Origin of the sequence: Paenibacillus sp. FSL L8-0436 (assembly GCF_038593025.1) — a bacterium.
Lineage (GTDB): Bacteria > Bacillota > Bacilli > Paenibacillales > Paenibacillaceae > Paenibacillus_AQ.
The window spans coordinates 3,398,288-3,418,680 of record NZ_CP151955.1; the positions used below are offsets into that span (position 1 = coordinate 3,398,288).

Annotated in this window: 21 protein-coding genes; 19 read left to right on the forward strand and 2 right to left on the reverse strand. The window is 47.9% G+C overall.

All coding sequences use genetic code 11. The features are described from left to right. The first annotated feature begins 201 nt into the window (after positions 1 to 201). Both NSS79_RS15675 and NSS79_RS15680 read left to right on the forward strand, forming a co-directional pair. Positions 202 to 777, forward strand: a complete 576-nt coding sequence (locus NSS79_RS15675) for a general stress protein (RefSeq protein WP_342440052.1) — start codon at positions 202 to 204, stop codon at positions 775 to 777. Between the two features lie 731 nt (positions 778 to 1,508). Continuing rightward, positions 1,509 to 1,868: a helix-turn-helix transcriptional regulator gene (locus NSS79_RS15680; RefSeq protein ID WP_020432045.1), complete on the forward strand. Its 360-nt coding sequence runs from the start codon at positions 1,509 to 1,511 to the stop codon at positions 1,866 to 1,868. A 2-nt stretch (positions 1,869 to 1,870) separates the two neighbouring features. On the opposite strand, the gene NSS79_RS15685 is transcribed toward NSS79_RS15680, so the two are convergent. Continuing rightward, the gene (locus NSS79_RS15685) at positions 1,871 to 2,434 is read right to left on the reverse strand and encodes a conjugal transfer protein TraR (RefSeq protein ID WP_342440053.1); all 564 of its coding nucleotides are present in this window, start codon (positions 2,432 to 2,434) and stop codon (positions 1,871 to 1,873) included. Between the two features lie 186 nt (positions 2,435 to 2,620). Here NSS79_RS15685 and NSS79_RS15690 point away from each other — a divergent pair, with 186 nt between their 5' ends. The 10 genes from NSS79_RS15690 to NSS79_RS15735 all read left to right on the forward strand — a co-directional run bounded on the left by NSS79_RS15690 (position 2,621) and on the right by NSS79_RS15735 (position 13,303). Beyond that, complete coding sequence (locus tag NSS79_RS15690; RefSeq protein WP_038591281.1) at positions 2,621 to 3,004, forward strand: DivIVA domain-containing protein; 384 nt, start codon at positions 2,621 to 2,623, stop codon at positions 3,002 to 3,004. Positions 3,005 to 3,047: 43 nt separating this feature from the next. Next, complete coding sequence (locus tag NSS79_RS15695) at positions 3,048 to 5,795, forward strand: CHASE3 domain-containing protein (RefSeq protein WP_342440054.1); 2,748 nt, start codon at positions 3,048 to 3,050, stop codon at positions 5,793 to 5,795. 211 nt (positions 5,796 to 6,006) lie between these two features. Next, positions 6,007 to 6,873 (forward strand): PRD domain-containing protein, encoded by an 867-nt coding sequence (locus tag NSS79_RS15700; protein ID WP_342440055.1) that lies wholly within the window; start codon positions 6,007 to 6,009, stop codon positions 6,871 to 6,873. A 22-nt stretch (positions 6,874 to 6,895) separates the two neighbouring features. After that, positions 6,896 to 7,414, forward strand: a complete 519-nt coding sequence (locus NSS79_RS15705; protein ID WP_342440056.1) for a PTS glucose transporter subunit IIA — start codon at positions 6,896 to 6,898, stop codon at positions 7,412 to 7,414. Positions 7,415 to 7,448: 34 nt separating this feature from the next. Beyond that, positions 7,449 to 8,903: an N-acetylglucosamine-specific PTS transporter subunit IIBC gene (gene nagE, locus NSS79_RS15710; RefSeq protein WP_342440057.1), complete on the forward strand. Its 1,455-nt coding sequence runs from the start codon at positions 7,449 to 7,451 to the stop codon at positions 8,901 to 8,903. 114 nt (positions 8,904 to 9,017) lie between these two features. Beyond that, positions 9,018 to 9,332, forward strand: coding sequence for a hypothetical protein (locus tag NSS79_RS15715; RefSeq protein WP_342440058.1), 315 nt, complete (start codon positions 9,018 to 9,020; stop codon positions 9,330 to 9,332). Between the two features lie 400 nt (positions 9,333 to 9,732). Then, complete coding sequence (locus NSS79_RS15720; RefSeq protein WP_342440059.1) at positions 9,733 to 10,257, forward strand: sigma-70 family RNA polymerase sigma factor; 525 nt, start codon at positions 9,733 to 9,735, stop codon at positions 10,255 to 10,257. 54 nt (positions 10,258 to 10,311) lie between these two features. Beyond that, positions 10,312 to 11,433, forward strand: a complete 1,122-nt coding sequence (locus tag NSS79_RS15725) for a hypothetical protein (protein WP_342440060.1) — start codon at positions 10,312 to 10,314, stop codon at positions 11,431 to 11,433. Next, positions 11,430 to 12,419, forward strand: coding sequence for an ABC transporter ATP-binding protein (locus tag NSS79_RS15730; RefSeq protein ID WP_342440061.1), 990 nt, complete (start codon positions 11,430 to 11,432; stop codon positions 12,417 to 12,419). The genes NSS79_RS15725 and NSS79_RS15730 overlap by 4 nt, the downstream gene beginning before the upstream one ends. Further along, complete coding sequence (locus tag NSS79_RS15735) at positions 12,416 to 13,303, forward strand: ABC transporter permease subunit (protein ID WP_342440062.1); 888 nt, start codon at positions 12,416 to 12,418, stop codon at positions 13,301 to 13,303. Before NSS79_RS15730 ends, NSS79_RS15735 begins: the two co-directional genes overlap by 4 nt. Before the next feature lie 94 nt (positions 13,304 to 13,397). Here NSS79_RS15735 and NSS79_RS15740 read toward each other — a convergent pair whose 3' ends face one another. After that, entirely contained in the window at positions 13,398 to 13,724 is a 327-nt protein-coding gene (locus NSS79_RS15740) for a helix-turn-helix domain-containing protein (protein WP_038591312.1), read from the reverse strand. 166 nt (positions 13,725 to 13,890) lie between these two features. Between NSS79_RS15740 and NSS79_RS15745 the strand changes: the two genes are divergently transcribed. From NSS79_RS15745 to NSS79_RS15775, 7 genes are all read left to right on the forward strand, one after another. Continuing rightward, entirely contained in the window at positions 13,891 to 14,673 is a 783-nt protein-coding gene (locus NSS79_RS15745; protein WP_342440063.1) for a GTP cyclohydrolase II, read from the forward strand. Positions 14,674 to 14,838: 165 nt separating this feature from the next. Next, the gene (locus NSS79_RS15750; protein ID WP_340898532.1) at positions 14,839 to 15,903 is read left to right on the forward strand and encodes an ABC transporter ATP-binding protein; all 1,065 of its coding nucleotides are present in this window, start codon (positions 14,839 to 14,841) and stop codon (positions 15,901 to 15,903) included. A 70-nt stretch (positions 15,904 to 15,973) separates the two neighbouring features. Beyond that, positions 15,974 to 16,768: an ABC-2 family transporter protein gene (locus NSS79_RS15755; RefSeq protein ID WP_341097659.1), complete on the forward strand. Its 795-nt coding sequence runs from the start codon at positions 15,974 to 15,976 to the stop codon at positions 16,766 to 16,768. 49 nt (positions 16,769 to 16,817) lie between these two features. Next, entirely contained in the window at positions 16,818 to 17,561 is a 744-nt protein-coding gene (locus NSS79_RS15760; protein ID WP_342440383.1) for an ABC-2 family transporter protein, read from the forward strand. Positions 17,562 to 17,743: 182 nt separating this feature from the next. After that, a complete protein-coding gene (locus NSS79_RS15765; protein WP_342440064.1) occupies positions 17,744 to 18,490 on the forward strand; it encodes an AzlC family ABC transporter permease in 747 nt (248 codons plus the stop codon). Continuing rightward, positions 18,487 to 18,801 carry an AzlD domain-containing protein gene (locus tag NSS79_RS15770; protein WP_340898529.1) on the forward strand — a complete coding sequence of 105 codons (315 nt, stop codon included), beginning with the start codon at positions 18,487 to 18,489 and terminating at the stop codon, positions 18,799 to 18,801. The genes NSS79_RS15765 and NSS79_RS15770 overlap by 4 nt, the downstream gene beginning before the upstream one ends. Before the next feature lie 28 nt (positions 18,802 to 18,829). Further along, on the forward strand, positions 18,830 to 20,359 hold the full coding sequence (locus tag NSS79_RS15775; protein WP_342440065.1) for a PLP-dependent aminotransferase family protein: 1,530 nt from the start codon (positions 18,830 to 18,832) through the stop codon (positions 20,357 to 20,359). Positions 20,360 to 20,393 lie beyond the last annotated feature (34 nt).

Consider the following 20,393-nt stretch of genomic DNA (forward strand, 5'->3'; position numbering starts at 1 on the left):
CCACACGGATACATCCGGTTAAATAGGGACGATGAATCGTCCCACACGGATACATCTTGTTAAACAAGGACGACTGATCGTACGAAGAACAGAAAAACTATGAATTTTCAGGGAATTGTGAAGTCTTGCTCTGTAAACTGTTTGGTTCAGCCGCTAAAGGGTAATAATGTAGCGAACCACAATTACGAAGGAGGGCTTCAAGTGACTAACAAAATTGTAGGAGTTTTCGATACGGAACAAGAAGCGACCAGAGCAATTGAAGGACTTCAAAGTCGAGGAGTCAGCAATGACGAAATCTCAGTAATCACAAGAGACCGCGATGAATTAAAAAGCATTTCTGATGATACAGGTACGATGGCTCCCGAAGGGGTAGCGACAGGCGCGGCTACAGGTGGTGTGGTAGGCGGAATTACCGGGTTGCTCGCAGGAATCGGGGCATTGGCCATTCCGGGGATCGGTCCCATTCTGGCGGCTGGACCTATTGTGGCAACACTCACTGGAGCAGCTATTGGTGCAGGTGCCGGTGGTCTGGTAGGCGGATTGATTGGTCTTGGTATTCCTGAGGATGAAGCCAAGGAATATGAAGGATATGTCGACAGCGGCAAAATCCTTGTTCTCGTAGATGACAACGGCAGGGGCCGGGATATCCACGAGGTGTTCAGCGGCAGCCAATCCCTGAACTCTAGTCGATACAATAACCTCTACAGCGATACTACAGTGGAGGGCACCTTGATCAACAGGGATACAACCGATACTTATAACCGTAACAGATTGTAAATAAAGTTTGATTGCAAGGGGCTTTATCAGTCTCCTTGACCTATATTTGAACTAACAAAAACTGTTCTTCTGCTGACAAGCCGGAAGAACAGTTTTTTATTGTATAGAAGATTATACAGTGTGAAAATTGTGGATCACTCGAAAACATAATGAGGTACAGGCGGCTACTTCTGATCGCATAAAAGTGTCAGAAACTGTGTCAGTATGCTGCACAGAAAGCACATTAGAAATTGGAGGGACAGTCATCTGGATGGAATAAGAGGCATATATGCATCTGAATTCGCCGCACACACGCTACATGGCGGAATCCAGAAGTTACACAACAATATACTTCTATTTAGTCCACCAACTTCCCAATCTGTTCCAACTTGTCGCAACTCTATTCCCAAGCTGTCTTCAACTTTTCGTCATCGAAGGTTTTTTGAACACGGCGGCAGCGCACCATCCATCACAACAACTACTATAACCCTAATTTCATCATATGAAAATTTCACAATAGAAAAATCAAAAAAATCACTCGCCCACCTTACCACGAGAATGACAACCATTTTATCTTAACTTATGTCATACAAACAAGGAAAAAGTGGACCCTAAGCAAGCGGAGGCTTCAGGTTGTGAAAATTGGTAAATAGTGTTTTACTAGAGTTATGTAATAGAGGGTTCAATAGAGTTTACTGAAAAGGTTAGAAAGAAAACAGGTAAAGTCATTCCACTACAAGGAGGGGTTGCCGATGGCATTTATGATTGCCCAGCGGGCTTTTATTAAAGTATATCTGATTACGATGGTAGAACAGCACAAGGGATACGGTTATCAAATGCTGGAGGATTTGCGGAGAGATTTCAAAGCTCATGGCTATTCTCCTCCCCAAAGTGAAATCTACCGTGCGCTCCATGAACTGGTGCAGCAAGGAATACTTTACCGCACTAAGCAGTTGAAGGGAAATGATCCTAAGGTCGATTTTCAGGAAATCGTCTTATATCATTTCACGGCCGATGGGGAGGAAAAAGCCAGGCTCTATAAAAAGCAGGTGAAGACAGACCTTGACCGCTGCCTCGGTATATTAAACAAGGCGGTAGCGGATAATTTCTAAAGTTAGGAATCCTCTTTTTCTACATCCTGCCCGGGAGGTGTGACCGGAGAGCTGGCGCTGCCGTAGTCCTCAACGGAATCCCAGGCCCCGGCATCATCAAATCTTCCGCTATGCTCCTGACGTCCCTCCCCTGCCCCGGCAGGAGGAGGTGTCATTACCTGTTCTTCTACGGGACGGTCACTCGAGAGCTCTCTGCCGGGAGAGTATTCTACGGCATAGGCTGTGTAAGGAATGGCCTCTAAACGTTCATAAGGGATATTTTGTTTGCTGGCGATGCAGACACCGTAGGTTCCATCCTTCATTCGCTGCAGCGCGGCTTCTATCTCTTCGAATTCTTCTGAAAGAGTTTTGTTAATACCCAAATCTCTGCTTCTTTCGAAGGTCTCTGTGCCTGTGTCAGCCGGATGGTTGTCGACGGAGGAGAGTTCACCGGTTGAGATTTTGAGCGAATCACCGAGCAGGCTGTTTTCTTCACCATTACTGGAGAAATGTTGTTCCAATTCTTCCTTGCGCTCTTCTAAAGCAGCTTTAAGTGTGGCTAGCTGCGAGTTACTTAAGTGGCTCATTATGTGATCTTCCTTTCTGCGAAAAGAGTAGTATTGCTGATGTATTCTTACCTTACCCTTTTCGCGAGGAGAGCAATCAGTGAAGCTATGAAATCAGAACTGCAACTTTAGTGATATTTTCAGGTTGCACTCAGCCTGTTATAATGGTTACTGCCGGAGAACACAGATAACTTGGAGGTCACTTAAATGGATGAACATATGAAACGCCGATTGGACAAGCAGAGAAAGCTGTTCAGCCAGCTCGGCATTACACTTGATGCACTGACGATTCATGAGAAGGAATTTGGTATGAAGCTTCGTGGTTATGACGCGGAGGAAGTAGACACTTTTCTGGACAGCGTAATCAAGGATTACGAACGATTTTATGCGACGATTGCCGATTTGATGGATAAGTGGCAGGAACAGCAGATTGAACTCCGCGAAATGAAAGCTGAGACCAAGGCGATTCCAGTTGCTCCTCCGATCGTTAGAGGAATTGATCCCAGAGAGTTGGAGGATGTTATCATCAAACTTGAAAACAATATCCGTCAATTAAAAGATAGACTGCCACAAAGTGAAGGCTACTTGTGACAATAATAGTATATATCGGGATGCAAGATGGAGGTTGAAACCTTTGCCCAAGAAGCAAACTTGGAGCTTAAATATCCGTGGCAAAATTGCGGTAGGCTATGTCTTGATTTTATTAATGTTAGGCCTTTTTCTGCTGATCGTATCCAGTAGAATTACCGATCTTGAGAAGGAAACAGTATTCCTGAGTGACCATGATATAGAAGTGCACGAACTTACATATCAAATTGAAAAAAATGTCCTGGATATGGAGACCGGACAAAGGGGATATGCGCTCACCGGAGACAATTCCTACCTGGTTCCATTTAATAGCGGCCTTGCAGCTTGGCAGATCAATCTTGCCAAGCTGAATGGTCTGATTGCAGACAATCCGGACCAGATGCGGAATTTAGGCGTTATTAAAGAAAATATTCAATTATGGATCGATCTGGCGGGACAGCCAGTGGTTGATCTAAAGCGGAATGGTGAGGATCAAGCCATAGCTGAGTTTTTCCGTAATGATACCGGCAAATCGGTTATTGACTCGATCCGCTCGCAGTCCGACTATTTCCGGGATAACGAGCGGAAGCTAACCAATGAACGGAATTCGAATTTGAAGGAAAGTAATAGCAAACTTCTGATAACCATGTATATTCTATGGACACTGGTTGCGCTGCTCGCAGTCTTGATTACGTATTTAATCTCTGCAAGTATTGTAAATCCGCTGCAGCATGTCATTCTGGCAATTAATGGGATGGCTGGAGGCGGCAATATGTCTGAGCGGATAAAGGTAAAGACCATGGATGAAATCTATGATCTTGGTGAAGCTACCAATAGTCTGCTGGATACAGTGCAGCTGGAACAGTGGAGCAGTGAGCAGCAGACTGCCATGTCCGCGATTCTGCAGGAAGCAACAAATATTTATTTGTTATGCAGGACTTTTATGAATAAACTGGCAACAACCCTTGAGATGCAATACGGTGCCATTTATGTTATGGATCATAAGGAACGTTATAAATGTATGTATTCCTATGCCGGTGCTGAGAAAACAGAATTCCCGTTTGCAGAAGATTCGATCTTACCCGGTGTGGGTCTTGTGGGACAATGTGCAGTAGATAAACGTATAATTATAGTTGAAGATTTGCCGGAGAATTATATCAGCATTAATTCTGCACTGGGCAGAACGGCTCCCCGCTTCGCGGTTATTGCACCGATTATATTTGAGAATAAAACAGTGGCTGTATTGGAAGTAGCTTCTTTGACTCAATGGGCATCGTATCACCATGAGCTTTTGTCCAAGCTTTTGGACATGATGGCGGTTTCCGTGAATTCAGTGATGACCCGTATGGAAATCCAGAAATTGTATCATGATTCCCAGGTCATGAATGAAGAGCTGCAAGTTCAATCGGAAGAACTGCAGGTGCAATCTGAGGAATTGCAGGTGCAGACCGAAGAATTGCAAAATCAAACGAATGAATTGCTCACGGTCAACCGGGAACTGGAGAATCAGAAGACCGTTGCAGAGAATGCCGCAGTGGAACTGGAACGATATAATGAGCAGCTTGAGTTAAGCTCCCGCTATAAATCGGAATTCCTGGCGAATATGTCGCATGAGCTGCGTACTCCGCTGAATAGTATGCTTATTCTATCCCAACTGCTGGCCGAGAACCGCAATAACAACTTAAGCGAGGAAGAACAAGGTTATGCTTCGGTCATTCACAATTCCGGCAGTGATTTGCTGGTCATGATCAACGATATTCTCGATCTGTCCAAGGTGGAAGCCGGCAAAATGATGGTGGAAATGGATGCGGTCAATCTTACGGAGCTGCCTACATTGCTCAAGGGGTATTTTGGTAAAACCGCCGAACAACAGAAATTGGAGTTTTCTGTGAACATCGGTGCAGAAGTACCGGATCTATTTTATACCGACGAAATGCGGCTGCATCAAATTCTGCGCAATCTGCTGTCCAATGCCTTTAAGTTTACGGAGGTAGGTTCCGTGCAAGTTGACATTACCAGGGTTGAAGCCTATTCTGACCCGCAGTATAACCCAGCTGAGCCAGTTTTGGCTTTCTCCGTCAAGGATACGGGAATCGGGATTTCGGAAGAGCATCGTGAGCTGATTTTTGAAGCTTTCATGCAGGCAGACGGTTCAACTGTACGCAAATTTGGGGGAACCGGATTGGGTTTGTCAATCTCCCTGCAGCTGGCCAGATTACTGGGCGGGTATATTTCACTGCAAAGCGAGCTGGGCAAAGGCAGTACCTTTACACTATTTCTTCCTTGCCGTTGCCTTGAAGCTGACATAGAGGAGGGATTTCAGCCTCCGGGCTCCTGGTCAACCGTTGCGGCGGCATGGGAGCAGGAAGTCACTCAAAAGCCTGAGAAGGCCACTATAACTGTGGACACAAGTTTGTTTGAGAAACAATATGACATGCTCCAAGGCAGGACTGTGCTGATTGTTGATGATGATCTTCGTAATATTTATGCCCTTAAGCAAGGGCTGGAGCCTTATCAGATGAATATCCTGACGGCACAGTCAGGCTTTGAGTGTTTACAGATTGTCAGGGAACAGGCAAATGTGGATATCGTGCTGCTCGATATTATGATGCCGAATCTGGATGGTTATGATACTCTGTCTATCATCCGTGAAGAACTCCTGCTTCCGGATCTGCCGATTATTGCAATTTCAGCTAAAACCATGAAAGAGGACCGTGAGAAGTGCCTGGCGGCGGGCGCAACTGATTTCATAAGCAAACCTGTAGTTATGAAAGACGTGATTACCCGAATGTGCCGATGGATTACGGTTGAATAAGCTTAGTCTTATGAGTTTGCTTGACTTTTGAAAAATTAGCATTGACGGCGTTATGGACTATGATTTATGATGGGCTCATAAATGATCATTTATATGTAGTTGGCGTGTTACCGTAAAGGGCATGAGCCAAGGATTGTCTTCATTCATTTGAGACGATTCTTGGCTTTTTTTGTTGCCTGTAGCCTGAATATTAGGGGAAGGAGGGGAGAACTTGTCACGGGAAATCGAACAATTTCAAGTACAGCGTGTGATAGGGAATAACGTTGTAATGGTCCAGGGAGAAAAGAACGGCAAGGAATATGTCATTATTGGCAAAGGCATCGGCTTTGCGGTGAAAGATGCCGGTGTGATTGAAAGCAACGATCACCGGATCGAAAAGCTGTTTCGCCTGGAAGACCGGGAAGAATGGAGCCAGTATCAAATACTGCTCGAGGACATTGATCCTAAAATAATGAAAATCACCGATGAAATTATCGGAGATATCACCTGTCAGTTTCCCGGCAAGTTAAACGACAAGATTTATTTGGCGCTCCCGAGTCATATCCAGTTTACCATCTACCGTCTGCGCAACGGGATGGATATAATTAATCCTTTTTTACAGGAAACCAAAATGACCTTCCCGAAGGAATTTGAGATCGCTTTCAAAGCGGCGGAAAAAATCAGTGACGAGTTTAAAATACAGATTCCTGAGGACGAAGTAGGGTTCCTCACCTATCATGTTTACTCCGCTGTGAGCAATGTTCCGGTTGGACAGCTGGTGAAAGCCTCCAATATCGTGAATGAATTGATTGAGATGATCCGGGAAGAGCAGAGGATTACCTTTGAGCACGGCAGTATGAACCATGTCCGGTTGATGATTCATCTGCGTTTTTCGCTGGAACGGATACTGCAGGGATCCTTAATAGATAATCCCTTCGTGAAGCACATTAAGAAGGAGTATAAAGCGGAATATAAGCTGGCGCAGAAACTCGGGAAAGTAATGCAAAGTTCACTGGAAGTGGAAGTTCCTGATGAAGAATTATGTTTCCTGGCGATGCACTTGCACCGGCTATTCCAAACTTTAGAGAAGAACAAATAGCAGCTTGCGAGGAGTGGCGCGGATGTTTTCCAAATGGAAATCCAAAAAAGAAGAGCAGCATACTGAACAGATCATAGAAATTACAGCTCCTATCAGCGGGCAAGCGGTTCCTTTGAACCAGGTCCCTGATGATACCTTTGCCGGCGGACACATGGGCAGCGGAATTGCAATTGAACCTGCTGAGGGGAGGCTTAAGGCTCCGTTTGACGGCAAGATTGCCCATATCGTGAAATCCAATCACGCAGTGATTCTTGAGCATCCGTCCGGATTACAGCTGCTGCTACATATCGGAATCGATACGGTCAGCCTGAAAGGCAACGGATTTGTCAGCCATGTTGCTATCGGAGACAACGTAAAGGCAGGGCAGACCTTGATTGAATTTGATCTTGAGGCTATACAGGCGGCAGGACTTGCAACAATCTCGCCGGTAATCGTAACGAGTATGGAGGAACATCTACCGGAAGTAGAGAGTCTCTATGGTGCAGTCACAGCGGGAACGAATATCGTTCTACGGGTGGCTTCAAAGCACTGGCATACTTGAGCAGAACCAATCATGAAACCAAGGGGATGATATTATGTTGGCTTTTTTACAAAAGTTAGGTAAGTCTCTGATGCTTCCGGTCGCGACATTGCCGGCAGCAGGGATTCTGCAAGGGTTAGCTTTGATTAATTACGAAAAAGATTGGCATCTGGGGGCTAATGTAGGCGGATTCCTGAATCAATATGTTGCTCCATTCCTGAATGCTGGCGCGGGCGCCATATTCGGCAATCTCGCTTTAATATTTGCTATCGGTGTGGCCATAGGGTTCGCCGGAGATGCTGTAGCGGCATTGTCGGCGTTGATTTCATACCTGGTACTCACCAAAGTTCTGGCTATCGTACCCTTGCAGTTCTCATTTATTAACGACGACGTTGTTCTGAATATGGGGGTACTCGGGGGGATCTTCGCTGGTGCATGGGCGGCCTTCCTCTATAAAAAATACCACAATATCAAGATGCCGGACTGGCTGGGATTTTTCGCAGGCAAACGTTTTGTTCCGATCGTAACTGCCGGTTCCATGATGGTGCTTGCCATATTCGTAGGTATGATCTGGAGCCCTATACAGGATGTAATCAGTGATTTCGGGAACTGGGTTGTGGGTCTCGGCGCGGTGGGCGCATTTATCTTCGGTACAGCCAACCGCTTGCTGATCCCTATCGGATTACATCACGTACTCAACACGATTGCTTGGTTTCAAATTGGTGACTTTACCAATGCAACCGGTGAACTGGTACACGGGGACTTGACACGTTTCTTCGCCGGAGACAAAACCGCAGGAATGTTCATGACCGGGTTCTTCCCGATTATGATGTTCGCTCTGCCTGGTGCAGCCTTTGCTTTTATCCATACTGCAAAACCGGAGAAACGCAAACTGGTTGCCTCTATCTTTATTGGTTCAGCGATTGCTTCCTTTTTAACAGGTATTACTGAACCGCTTGAGTTTTCCTTTATGTTCGTTGCTCCGCTCTTATATCTGGTGCATGCCATTTTGACAGGGTTATCATTGGCCCTGATGTACGTCCTTGATGTTAAGATGGGCTTTGGATTCTCCGCAGGTTTGATTGATTCCTTGCTGTACCTGAAGCTTACTACTAATGCATGGATGCTTATCCCGATAGGACTTGCGTTCTTCGTCCTCTATTATGTGCTCTTCCGCTTCATTATAGTGAAATTTAAGCTGAAGACGCCTGGGCGGGAAGATGAGACCGAGGATGAAATCGAAGAAAAGTCCATCGGCGGGGCTTCGGCAGGTGTTTCTTCCCAAGCCGCAAAAATTTTGGAAAACATCGGCGGACCGTCCAACATCCGGAATATTGATGCCTGCATTACACGGCTGCGGTTGATCGTAAACGACGATAAGGCGGTAAAAGATGCTGCGCTTAAACAACTGGGCGCTTCCGGGGTTATGAGACTTGGTCAAGGTGCGGTGCAAATCGTATTTGGTCCAAAATCGGAACAGATTAAGGATGATATAAAGAAGCTTATGTAATAAATATCATGTGCGGGCATCTCTGATGTCCGCATTTTTTTGTGCTACACCTCTTGCAATATATACAATACCGAGTATAATACTTGGTATAACGGAATTAAGGAGTCGGTACACATGTCAGTCGATGATTATCTGGATCTTTTAAACTACGCCAAAGCAATTAACGATGGACAGTGGCAGGCTGACATCATTGAGAATCTAAAGAACTTCAAGGAAGCTTCCGAAGAGCGGGAAAGAGTGGAGAATGTCCGGGAACTCTGGAACCGGTTTGATCATATAAACCTGATGCTGCTGGAATTGTTCAACAAGTTGAGAGAACATGAGGATGCTGAGGACAGTTACCGGTGGAAAGAGAAGATTTGGGAGCTGAAGATGGAGCGGATTACAGTGGCTAAGCAAATTCAGGAGAGATATATCAAGATCAGATAATAGATGAATTGAGACCCTTAGTTGATCATACAAAATAAAAAAATGGCATGCAGTTAGTCTGCTCTGCCAAGACTTGCGAACTTTACGTTAAGGTGAATTTTGCGGATTCACATTAACAATCTGAAAGATGAATTATTTCGACATTTGCATTCCTTCATCGTCATACACATGGTCATCATTTCATCGCAGTCTTGCATGTTCTTTATCATCATTTCCATACACATCTTTTCCATTGTTAACGCCACCTCTCAAATTAATTAGAAGATACCGGCAGTTCCTTTTTTCATAAAAAGGGGCTGTTTTTTTTGTTTGTGGTAAGATGTTTTTGACGTTCTCTGATACAAAAAAGCTCCAGGCTTCGTCTTACTTATAGCTGCAGCTGATAAGGAGGATTTAAACAATGGATATTCCGGAATCTGATATATTCAAAGCTTTATTTTATGAACACTATCCTGTGGTGCGGCGCAAACTTGCTGCTTTGGTACGGGATGAGACGGCGGCGGACGATTTAGCCCAGGATGTATTTTTAAGACTTTACCGCAATCCGCCGGATGATCCCGGAGCGCTCGGTGCCTGGCTGCATAGAGTGCTTACCCGGGTCGGATATGATTATTTGAATAAAGTAGCCAGAGAACGGCGGCTGCAAAATAAGCAGGAGCTCCTCTTCGATATTGGGGCCTCTCCGCCTACAGGTGAAGAGGTGGTGCTCGCCAAGCTGGACCAGGAGGATGTCAGGACCTGGCTGGACAGCCTGCCGGACAGAGACAGACAGGCGCTGTTGCTGAGATATTCGGGTTACAGCTACGCGGAGATCGCCGGAGAGCTCGGTGTAAAGCCGCCGGTTGTCGGGACACTGCTAAGCAGGGCCACAACGAAGCTAAAACAGCATGCAGTAGAGGCGCTCCCGCAGACGACTAGACCGTGAGGACAGCGGCGGTTGGAAATTTTGCTTCTATATATTACTTAGGAGGAACGATCAATGACCAATCCTATAAAACATGAATCAGATCAGCTGAATATGGATGGAGCTTGGGCCAGGCTGCAAGACAGCATTGCGCAGGAACCGGTAAATCCGGTATGGGCAGCTTGGGGCCAGCAATCAACGACAAACAATGATCCCTTAATAAATGCTGCTTCTACAGCTGGTACAGCCGGCGGTAGGACTGCAATGACGCAGATAACAGGGCAGGCTGATTCTACTAGCGAAGGCAAGAAAACGGGAAGACGGACTCGGCGGCCTCAGATGAACCGCCGGCGGAAGTGGGCGGCAACAGCAGCCAGTGTAGCTATCTTCGCTGCTATTCTCGCCACTCCGGTAGGAAGCACGGCTATGGCAGCAATCCTGAACCAATTCCGGATGCAGGAACCAACAGTTGTGAATGAAAGCGATCTGCGGAATATCTTCAATCAGATTACCGAGGGGGGAACTGTCGGTGAAGCTGTCAGTAAATTCGGAGCGGTCTCGAGTTCGTCTGGAACCATTGATGGAGCGGTACCTATTAATGATTTGCAGAAAACGCTGGGGTACAGCGCAGTCAGCGGGGAAGGCTTTGACCAAGTCAAGTCTGCTTGGATTAGTCCTTCCCTGGAGATGACCCTTACGCTGAACGTCGACGCAGTTAATGAAGCGTTGCTGCGCCTGGGATCAGATCAATTGCTACCGGAATCTATAGATGGCAAGCCGATAACTCTGGCTATTCCTGAGATCGTCCGCTACGATTTATCCACGGACAATCAGCATTGGGCGAGCTTTACTCAGATGAATACGCCAGTAGTGACGGTAGATCCGTCTATCGACATAGAAGAAGCCGTAAAAGCTGTCCTTCACTTTCCGCTTCTCCCGGATCATCTGAAATCCAGTTTGCAGCAAAGCCGGATTCTATCCGGCGACATTCCATTGCCGCTGATTAAGGGGCAGTTCTCAGAAGAAATCACTATTGACGGGACACCGGTTATTTTCAATGAAAGTAAATATAGCAGTGGAGCACAATATAGTGCGACTTGGGTGAAGAACGGCCAGTTGTTCGATTTCTCCGGAGGAGAAGTGTATCCGGACAAAGCTAAGTTTATGACGAAACTGCAGGAGCTGATCACATCATGAGCATTCCCGCAATAGAAGCCAACTCGTTGACCAAAGAATACAGCAACGGGCGCGGTTGCCGGGATGTAACGATTCGTGTGGGGAAAGGGGAAGCCTTTGGCTTCCTCGGCCCCAACGGTGCCGGGAAAAGCACCTTTGTAAAGATGCTGGTTGGACTTATCCATCCTACAGGCGGAAGCGCCTCTTTGTTAGGACATAAAATTGGTACGATGGAAGCCAAGATGAGGATCGGTTATCTGCCTGAGCTGTACCGCTATCAGGAATGGCTGACCGGGGAAGAGGTTGTGCGGCTGCATGCCAGATTATGCCGGATTGATAAAACTGTGGCCAATCAAAGAATTCCTCAGCTGCTAAATGAGGTGGGTATTGGACAACGCGGACGGGACAGGGTCAAGCATTACTCCAAGGGAATGCAGCAGCGGCTGGGACTCGCTTGCGCGCTGGTGAACGAGCCGGAGATCGTATTCCTGGATGAACCTTCATCTGCGCTCGACCCGATTGGGCGCATGGAAGTCAGGGGTATTCTGGAGCGCTTGAAGGAGCGCGGGATCACTATTTTTCTCAACTCTCATCTGCTTGAGGATGTTGAGGTGCTGTGCGACCGGATGGCACTGCTGAATAACGGTCTTATCCTGCGGCACGGCACAGTATCAGAAATATTAAATAAGCGAACGAGCTGGCATTTTAAAGTGGGCGGCTTTTCGCCTTTTTTGCTGTCCTGGCTAAATGATTTTACCGGACTCTCAATCAACATCTCTTCGGGTGAAGATAAGCACGAACGGGACTCCTTGCAGGGAACGGATCCTGGCAGCGGAATTGTATGGCTGGAAGTAGAGCTTGATAGTGAAGAGCAGGTGGGCTGGCTGAATGCGGTTTTTATAGAACAGGGTTTGACTTTATATGAAGTGAAGCGTAAAAAAGAGCGTCTGGAGGAATGGTTTATGGATGCGGTATCCGGACTGAGCCACAGGGGGGAGCGGGAATGAGAATTATACTCGGGATGACCTGGAAGGAAATGCTCCGCAAAAGAGTGATGATGCTGACCCTGGTGATGACAGTGATCTTCCTGTTTGCTTTCTGGTTTGTGGCCGGCACTATCGGCGGAGATCGACGTTTTGGCGGCGGGTCCGGAATCGTGAATGGCAGTATTCTTATTGAGCGGTTTACGAATGGGGCATTTATACTGACGTTAGGGTTTTTCTTCGGATCTTTTGTCATCGCTTTTCTGGCGATCTTCAGCTCCTTCTCGGCCATTGCCGGGGAAGCGGAGCAGGGAGTGATGCAGGCGATGCTGCCCAGACCGATTCCACGCTGGAAATGGTATCTCGGCCGCTGGCTTGGCTATGTCACGCTGGGGTTACTCTACGCACTGATACTTTTCGCGGCTATTCTATTCATTACGAATGCCCATGCCGCAATACCTAAAGATATGGCAGCCTTGGTTAAAGCTTTCCTGATTTTTGCTTCAAGTGTTCCGCTGTTGATCACATTGTCGATGCTGGGCTCAGGATTTTTTTCGGCGCTCGGGAACGGGGTATTTATGACGATGCTTTACGGAGCGGGCTGGCTGGGAGGCATGATTGATAAGGTGAGCTCAGCGCTGAGCCTGGAAGGCAATGCACTTCATATGCTAAACAATATGACAGGGTTCATGTCAATGCTCATGCCGGTTGATGGTTTGCAGCGCAAAATGACAGCTGTGCTGTTCAGTCTGGACGATCTAGGCGGTATGGTCTCGTTCAGTGGCGGCGCATTTTCACTTCTTAATTTGAACTCAGTCCCCTCGAATTCATTTGTGGTCTACGCTGCGGTTTATACTGCTGCTCTTTTCATAATCGGCTTGCTGCGGTTTCAGCGGAAAGATTTATAAATACGGAGTTCCAGAAAATATGAACAACAATAGCGCCCTTTTTATTCCGGCTGCCGGAACAAAAAAGGGCGCTATTGATGCTGCGGACCCCATATCATTTGGTTGCGCCGATCTCGATCCACTCTGTAGACCAGTTGCTGATTTCTCCAAGAATAGGAGCCAGGGCAGTGCCTTTGTCCGTCAGCGAATATTCAATGCGTACAGGCATTTCAGGATAAACTGTACGCGTGATAATGCCCTCATTTTCCATTTCCTTCAAGCGGTCAGACAAAACCTTTCCGCTGAGATTGGACAAGCAGCTCTCGATTTCACCAAACCGGCGAGGGCCATTCATTAATACAAATACGATCAGTGCAACCCAACGTTTGCTAAGCACATCTACTGCTTTTTCAAAGCGTGGACACATCTCGAAGTCATTCATTAAGATCACCTCTGCATTCATTATATCATAAACTTACAATAAGTAATTATAATTATTTAAATATGTATTATAACTTGACGAAGTTATATTACAATGATAAACTAACTTACAAATAGTTACTTGAAGTTAAAATTAAAAGTATTTAAAACTTTAGGACGGTGCACTTATGATTAAACCTGATATCCTTTCTATATTGCAGAATAAGATCAAACGGATAACGATGGATGATTCCACTAATATACTGGTCGGACCGATTACGCTGCCGGTGAATCTCGATGGAGAAACAGTCACTTTTAAATGGTACAGCTGGTTGAAATCGGATGATGTTGAATTACAGGGCGGGGATTCTATAGAAGCAACTGAATTATTGATCTCCCGTTTGTCTTCCATGAATCTTGCTGACAGTCAGCAGTCCAGTGTACTTGTTTACGGTGATTTCGAAGACTCGGACGAAGCTTTGATCCGGATGCACAGCATCTGCCATACCGGCGATATTTTCGGCAGCAAGCGCTGTGATTGCGGCTTCCAGCTGCACCAGTCGATGAAAATGATTACCCAGCACGGCTCTGGTGCGTTGTTCTATCTGGCCAATCATGAAGGACGAGGCATTGGTCTGTTCAGTAAGGCAATGGCCTATATTCTACAGGAAGAAGGTTATGATACTGTGGAAGCCAATCTGGAGCTTGGCTTTGCCGATGATTCCAGAGACTATAAGGATGCCATCAGCGTACTGCAGCATCTGCGCAGCAAACCGGTGACATTGATTACGAACAACCCTAAGAAGATGGACGCCTTGAAGGCTGCCGGAATGAACACGGTGAAAAGAATTCCGCTATGGGGTGACGTTTCCGTATTCAATGAGAAGTACCTGCGCACAAAGGTAACGCGGTCCGGCCATTTGGAAGCTGTGAAAAGTAATGATTTCTTTGAAGGCAGAGTCGCCAAATAATGCTGTCATCCAGCTACATTCCTGATTTCCCCGCAGAAACGGATGCCGTTTGTAAATGGACGGTATAACCGTTTCTGCTTATTTTACGATAAACGGGTAGTGCTTTTGTAATCCGTGCATTATAATGGGGTACTGAACCCAATCTTTAGCTTAGCGAGGTACAATATGAACGCCATCCAAGTGCAGGACTTACGCAAAACGTTTAAAGTCCAAAAGAACCGCGAGGGCCTCAAAGGGGCCTTTGCTGATTTGTTTAAGAGGGAATACTCCGAAGTGACGGCAGTGAAGGACATTTCGTTCACGATTCCCCAAGGTGAAATTTGCGGATACATCGGTGAGAACGGTGCAGGCAAATCGACCACGATTAAAATGCTCACTGGCATTCTCGTTCCGACCGCTGGCAGCCTGACTGTAGGCGGGTTTGTTCCGTATGCCGAACGTGAGAAATTTGTGCAGAACATCGGGGTAGTCTTCGGGCAGCGCAGCCAGCTGTGGTGGGATATCGGCGTGATCGAGTCTTTTCAGCTGCTGCGCAAGGTATACCGGGTCTCCGAACAAGATTTCAAAAAGCGGCTCGATGAGCTAGTGGAACGTCTGGAGCTGCAGGATCTGCTGAACCGGCCGGTCCGCAAGCTTAGTCTCGGCCAGCGGATGCGCTGCGAGCTTGTGGCCGCACTGCTCCATAACCCCTCGATCCTGTTCCTGGATGAACCGACCATTGGTCTCGACATTGTCGTGAAATCGGAGATCCGCGAGTTTCTGAAGGACATGAACCGGGAGCATGGAACAACCATTCTGCTGACTACTCATGATCTGCAGGATATTGAAGCGCTCTGTTCACGGGTCATTATGCTTGATGATGGGCGGATTATTTATGACGGCGGTCTGGAGGACTTGAAACAGCGCTGGGGAACCGGACGTGAGGTGGTATTCCAATTCGGCACAGCTACGAAGCTCAGCCGGATCATGCAATGGACGGAAGGCATGCCGGTGACCTGGACGGCCGAGAACGACCTCGCCGCCAAAGTCTGGATTCCGCTGGAGCTGAATGTATCGGATGTGCTGGGACGCGTGGTAGGCCAGGCAGACATAACAGACATCAAGATTATCGAAACCAACACGGACGATATTGTCCGCAGCATTTATCAGTCCGGATCGGCGGAGAAACCGGAAGAGATGATCGCGGCTTTGCAGGAAGAGAAAGAGGTCATACATGTCGGACAAGCTTAACGCCGCTGTTTCCAGCTCCGCGGGTGGCTCTTCTTCCTCTGGAGGACAGCCGGAAAATGGACGCAGACTTTTGCTGGGCGCTTATTTTGATTTTATCCGCATCCGCTTTCTGACCATGCTCGCTTACCGTGTGAACTATTATTCAGGCATTCTAATCTATACGCTTAATATCGGGGTGAACTATTTCACCTGGAAGGCCATTTATGGGAACGGGGAGTCGCTTGGCGGGTTTACGGGAGCGCAGATGACCACCTATGTGGCCGTCTCGTGGATGGCGCGCGCCTTTTATTTCAACAACCTGGACCGGGAGATCTCCACGGATATCCGGGACGGCAGCATCGCCATCCAGTTCATTCGCCCTTATAACTACGTATTGGTCAAAATGATGCAGGGACTCGGCGAAGGGTTATTCCGCTTCATGATGCTGATGATTCCGGGGATGGTCATCGCCATTCTGTTATTTCCGGTGCAATTGCCGACAGAGCCTTCGGCCTGGGCCGGCTTTCTGGTCATGCTCTTCTTCAGCTTCCTGATCAGTTCACAGATTAACGTTATCACAGGGCTGTCCGCCTTCTTCGTGGAGAACAATGAAGGCATGATGCGCATGAAGCGGGTCATTGTAGACCTGTTCTCCGGCCTGATTATCCCGATCAGCTTGTTCCCGGACTGGCTGTCCGGTGTGCTGAAGGTTTTGCCCTTTCAAGCCATCACCTACCTTCCGGGCTCTGTGTTTACAGGCCGGGTACAGGGTGTGGGCATATGGAATGTGCTCGGTGTCCAGGTGTTCTGGTTCCTGGTGCTGCTGATTCCAATTGTCTGGCTATACCACGCGGCGCGTCAGCGGCTGTTCGTGCAGGGAGGGTGAGGAAGGTTTGTATTATCTGGGATTGTTAATCGAATATTTGAAAAATTATATGAAGACCCGGCTGACCTACCGCGCCGATTTCTGGGTGGAGGTCATTTCGGATCTGCTGTTTCAAGCGACTAATTTTATTTTTATCCTTGTGATCTTTATGCATACCGACAGCTTGGGCGGCTGGAATCAAAATGAAGTGGTGTTCGTATACGGCTTCTTTATGGTCCCGTACGGCGTCTTCAGCTGCTTCGTGAACATGTGGGGCTTCAGTGAGCGCTATATTGTCAAAGGCGAAATGGACCGGATTCTGACCCGGCCGGCGCATAACCTTTTTCAGATCTTTCTGGAGAATGTAGACCCGCCAGCCCTGTTTGGTTCGATCATTGGACTGATTATTATGGCAATCAGCGGCTCGAACCTCGGACTGCCGTTCGAGTGGTGGACGATACCGGCACTCATCCTCCTTACGCTTAGTGCGGTAGCCATCTATACGGGGATTTACACCACGCTGACTTCATTGTCATTCTACTCCGATGCCCCGACCGGCATTTTGCCGCTGATGTACAATATTCAGAGCTATGGCCGTTATCCGGTCACGATTTACAACCGGGCTATTCAGGTACTGCTCACCTGGGTTATTCCGTTTGCCTTCGTCGGTATTTACCCGGCAGCACTCTTTCTGGAACGGGATGAGATGCGCGGAATGGCACTGCTGACTCCTGTAGTCGGTGCGGTATTCCTTTGCCTTGGCCTTTTTTCTTGGAACTACGGGGTTAAACGATACAAGGGAGCAGGCTCCTAAAGCAGCTTTTCAGCCATAAAATAGTATCAGCAAGGCAGACAGGACGAAAGACACCCTGTCTGTCTTTTTTCTGTCTCTCTAGAATTGGTATGGTGGATAGAGTGCAAAGTGGTTATTTCCCGGCACAGACCGAACAGGTAAGCTGGCTGTGTGGTTTAAATGTGCTAAGGGAGTGATCGAACATGGGGGTCTTTGGAGCTGAGTTTAAAAAAGGGTGTTTGGATTCTTTGCCGATTGTCGCCGGTTTTATTCCTGCCTGTTTTACTTTTGGGCTGGTTGGCAAGGGACTTGGACTTGGAAGTCTGGAGGTTTTTCTGATGTCGGCATTGATGTATGCAGGCACAAGCCAATTTGCTGGTGTCAAGCTGCTTGCGGCAGGGACGGCGGCGCCTCTTATATTGCTGCTGACCTTGGTTATTAATTTAAGGTACCTGATGATCAGTTTGTCCTTTTCAGGGTCGGTCAGGCGAAACCTCAGTACTGCGGTGAAGGCGTGGATCGGCTTCAGTTTAACAGAAGAGGTCTATGCTGTAAGTATGCTAAGCCATAAGCAGAGTTTAGGGCAGAAAGCAGCAGACGGGCAAACACCGGAGTTGCCGCTGCATTATCTTCTTGGCCTGCAAATTCCTCCTTATGCTGCGAATCTTGTGTCCACAGCGGCTGGTATATCCCTTGCAGCCTATATCCCGGCCGCTTTTTTACCCGCGCTGAACACCTCGCTATATGCTTTATTGATTGCATTAATTGTTCCTCAGCTGCGGGGCAGCAAGCGCAATCTGGTAATTTGCCTGTGCTCGGCGTTGTTCTCCTGGCTTCTGCAACCCTACCTCGGGAGTTCCGCTGTGCTTGCCGCCATGCTGGCAGGAATGGCTGCCGGCCTTCTCGTTCCAGTTCGGGTTAACAGGGCTGTGGAGGAGGAAGCCGCATGAACATTGCAGTGATTGTTGGCATGGCGCTGATCACCTTCTTGCTGCGATTCGCGCCGCTGCTGCTTACCCGTGATTTCCTTCCGAAAACCGGTAAAATCAAGATGATGCTAGATCATTTGCCGCTGGCTGTACTGAGTGCCTTAACGGTACCGGGGATCTTTCAGGTAGATCCCAAAGCTCCGCTGATCGGTATCGCTTCCGGCGCTGCTGCTGTTATACTGGTCTTAGTCCGTAAAATACCGCTGCTGCTTGTTGTTCTGGGTGCGGTAACAGCGGCAGTTATAGTAAAGGTGATATCATTAAATTTCTGATATATGATGAAATGTGGAGAGGTGCCAGATGAAGCATGAACTGCTAATCACGCTGGACAGAGATAGGGCAGTGCCTTTAAACCGGCAGATCTATGAGCAGATTCGGACAGCTATCCATTCCGGAGCTTTAAGTGGAGGCGACCCGTTGCCGCCAACGAGAATGCTGGCCAAGCAGTTATTCCTCTCACGAAGCGTGGTTCTGCAGGCATATGAGCTGCTTCAAGCAGAAGGATATCTGGAAATGCGCAAAGGTGCTGGAACATTCGTTACGGGTCTGCGGCCAGAGTACGGGCTATCAGGCGATGACCCTGACATGGAAATGACCGCGGAGGAAGACCGGCAACTTCACTTAAAGAACGAACTGGACCTCTCTTTGCTTACTCCTGATCCAATCATGGATCATACAATCCCTAGTGCTGTGTTTTGTGATTTCCGCCATGGTGTGCCTGCCTGGGATGCCTTTCCCATGGATAGCTGGCAGAAAGCGCTCATGAACGCCTGCCGCAGCGCCACGCCGCAGACACTGGGCTATGGACCTGCGGAGGGCTCATTTTCCTTGCGTCAGGAAATTGCCCGGCTGCTTCGTTCAACACGTTCCATTCCCGTGACTGCCGAGCAAATTGTGATTACATCGGGGGCAACGCAGGCCTTGGATATTTTGGCGAGGTTATGTTTGAGCAAAGGCGACGGAGTGATTATGGAAGATCCCACCCACCATACGGTACGTGAAATATTTAGGTTCTCCGGCGCTGAGATTATACCGGTAACGGTGGATGAGGAAGGTATAACCGTTGAAGACTTCGACAAACGTGTTCTTCAAGCGGCTGAAACAGGGCAGGGCAGGGTTCCGAAGCTGATTTATGTCACGCCATCCCATCAGTTCCCGCTTGGGACAACGATGTCATTAAGCCGCAGGATTCAGCTTCTGAAATGGGCAAAGGCGCATGACGCGTTAATTATTGAAGATGATTACGACAGTGAATACAGATACGATGGTCCGAAGTTGTCTGCACTTGCAGGTCTGGATTCCAGCAGCGGGGTGGCCTACATCGGCAGCTTCAGCAAAATCCTGTTTCCGGCGCTCCGCATAGGCTATATTATCCTGCCCCCATCCATGATCCCGGGATTTCTGGCGGTCAAATGGCTTGCCGACCGGATGTCTCCTGCTCTGGATCAGGAAGCGCTGGCTGAGTTTTTGAAGTCTGGACAATATGCCCGTCATGTTGCCCGAATGAATAAGCTCTACGCCGGGCGCAGAAGTTGTCTGCTTCACAGTCTGCGGAAGGAGTTTGGCCCGCGGGTGCGTACGTTTGGTGAAGAGGCAGGCCTGCATGTGCTGGTTGAGCTGGATTCACCGGCAAATGAAAATGATATAGCGGCAGCTGCGCTTCGGTATGGTGTACGTATCTATCCAGCCTCTTCTTACTTCGTGGGCTCCAAGCCGCAGAAGCCCGTATTTCTGCTGGGTTACTCCAATCTTACGGAAAGCCAGCTGAAGAGCGGGGTGCAGGCGATCCGCAGGGCGGAAGCCGATGCGAAGACAATGGGGTTGCATTAATATGGCACTAATAGGGTTTTGAAAATGTTGAAAG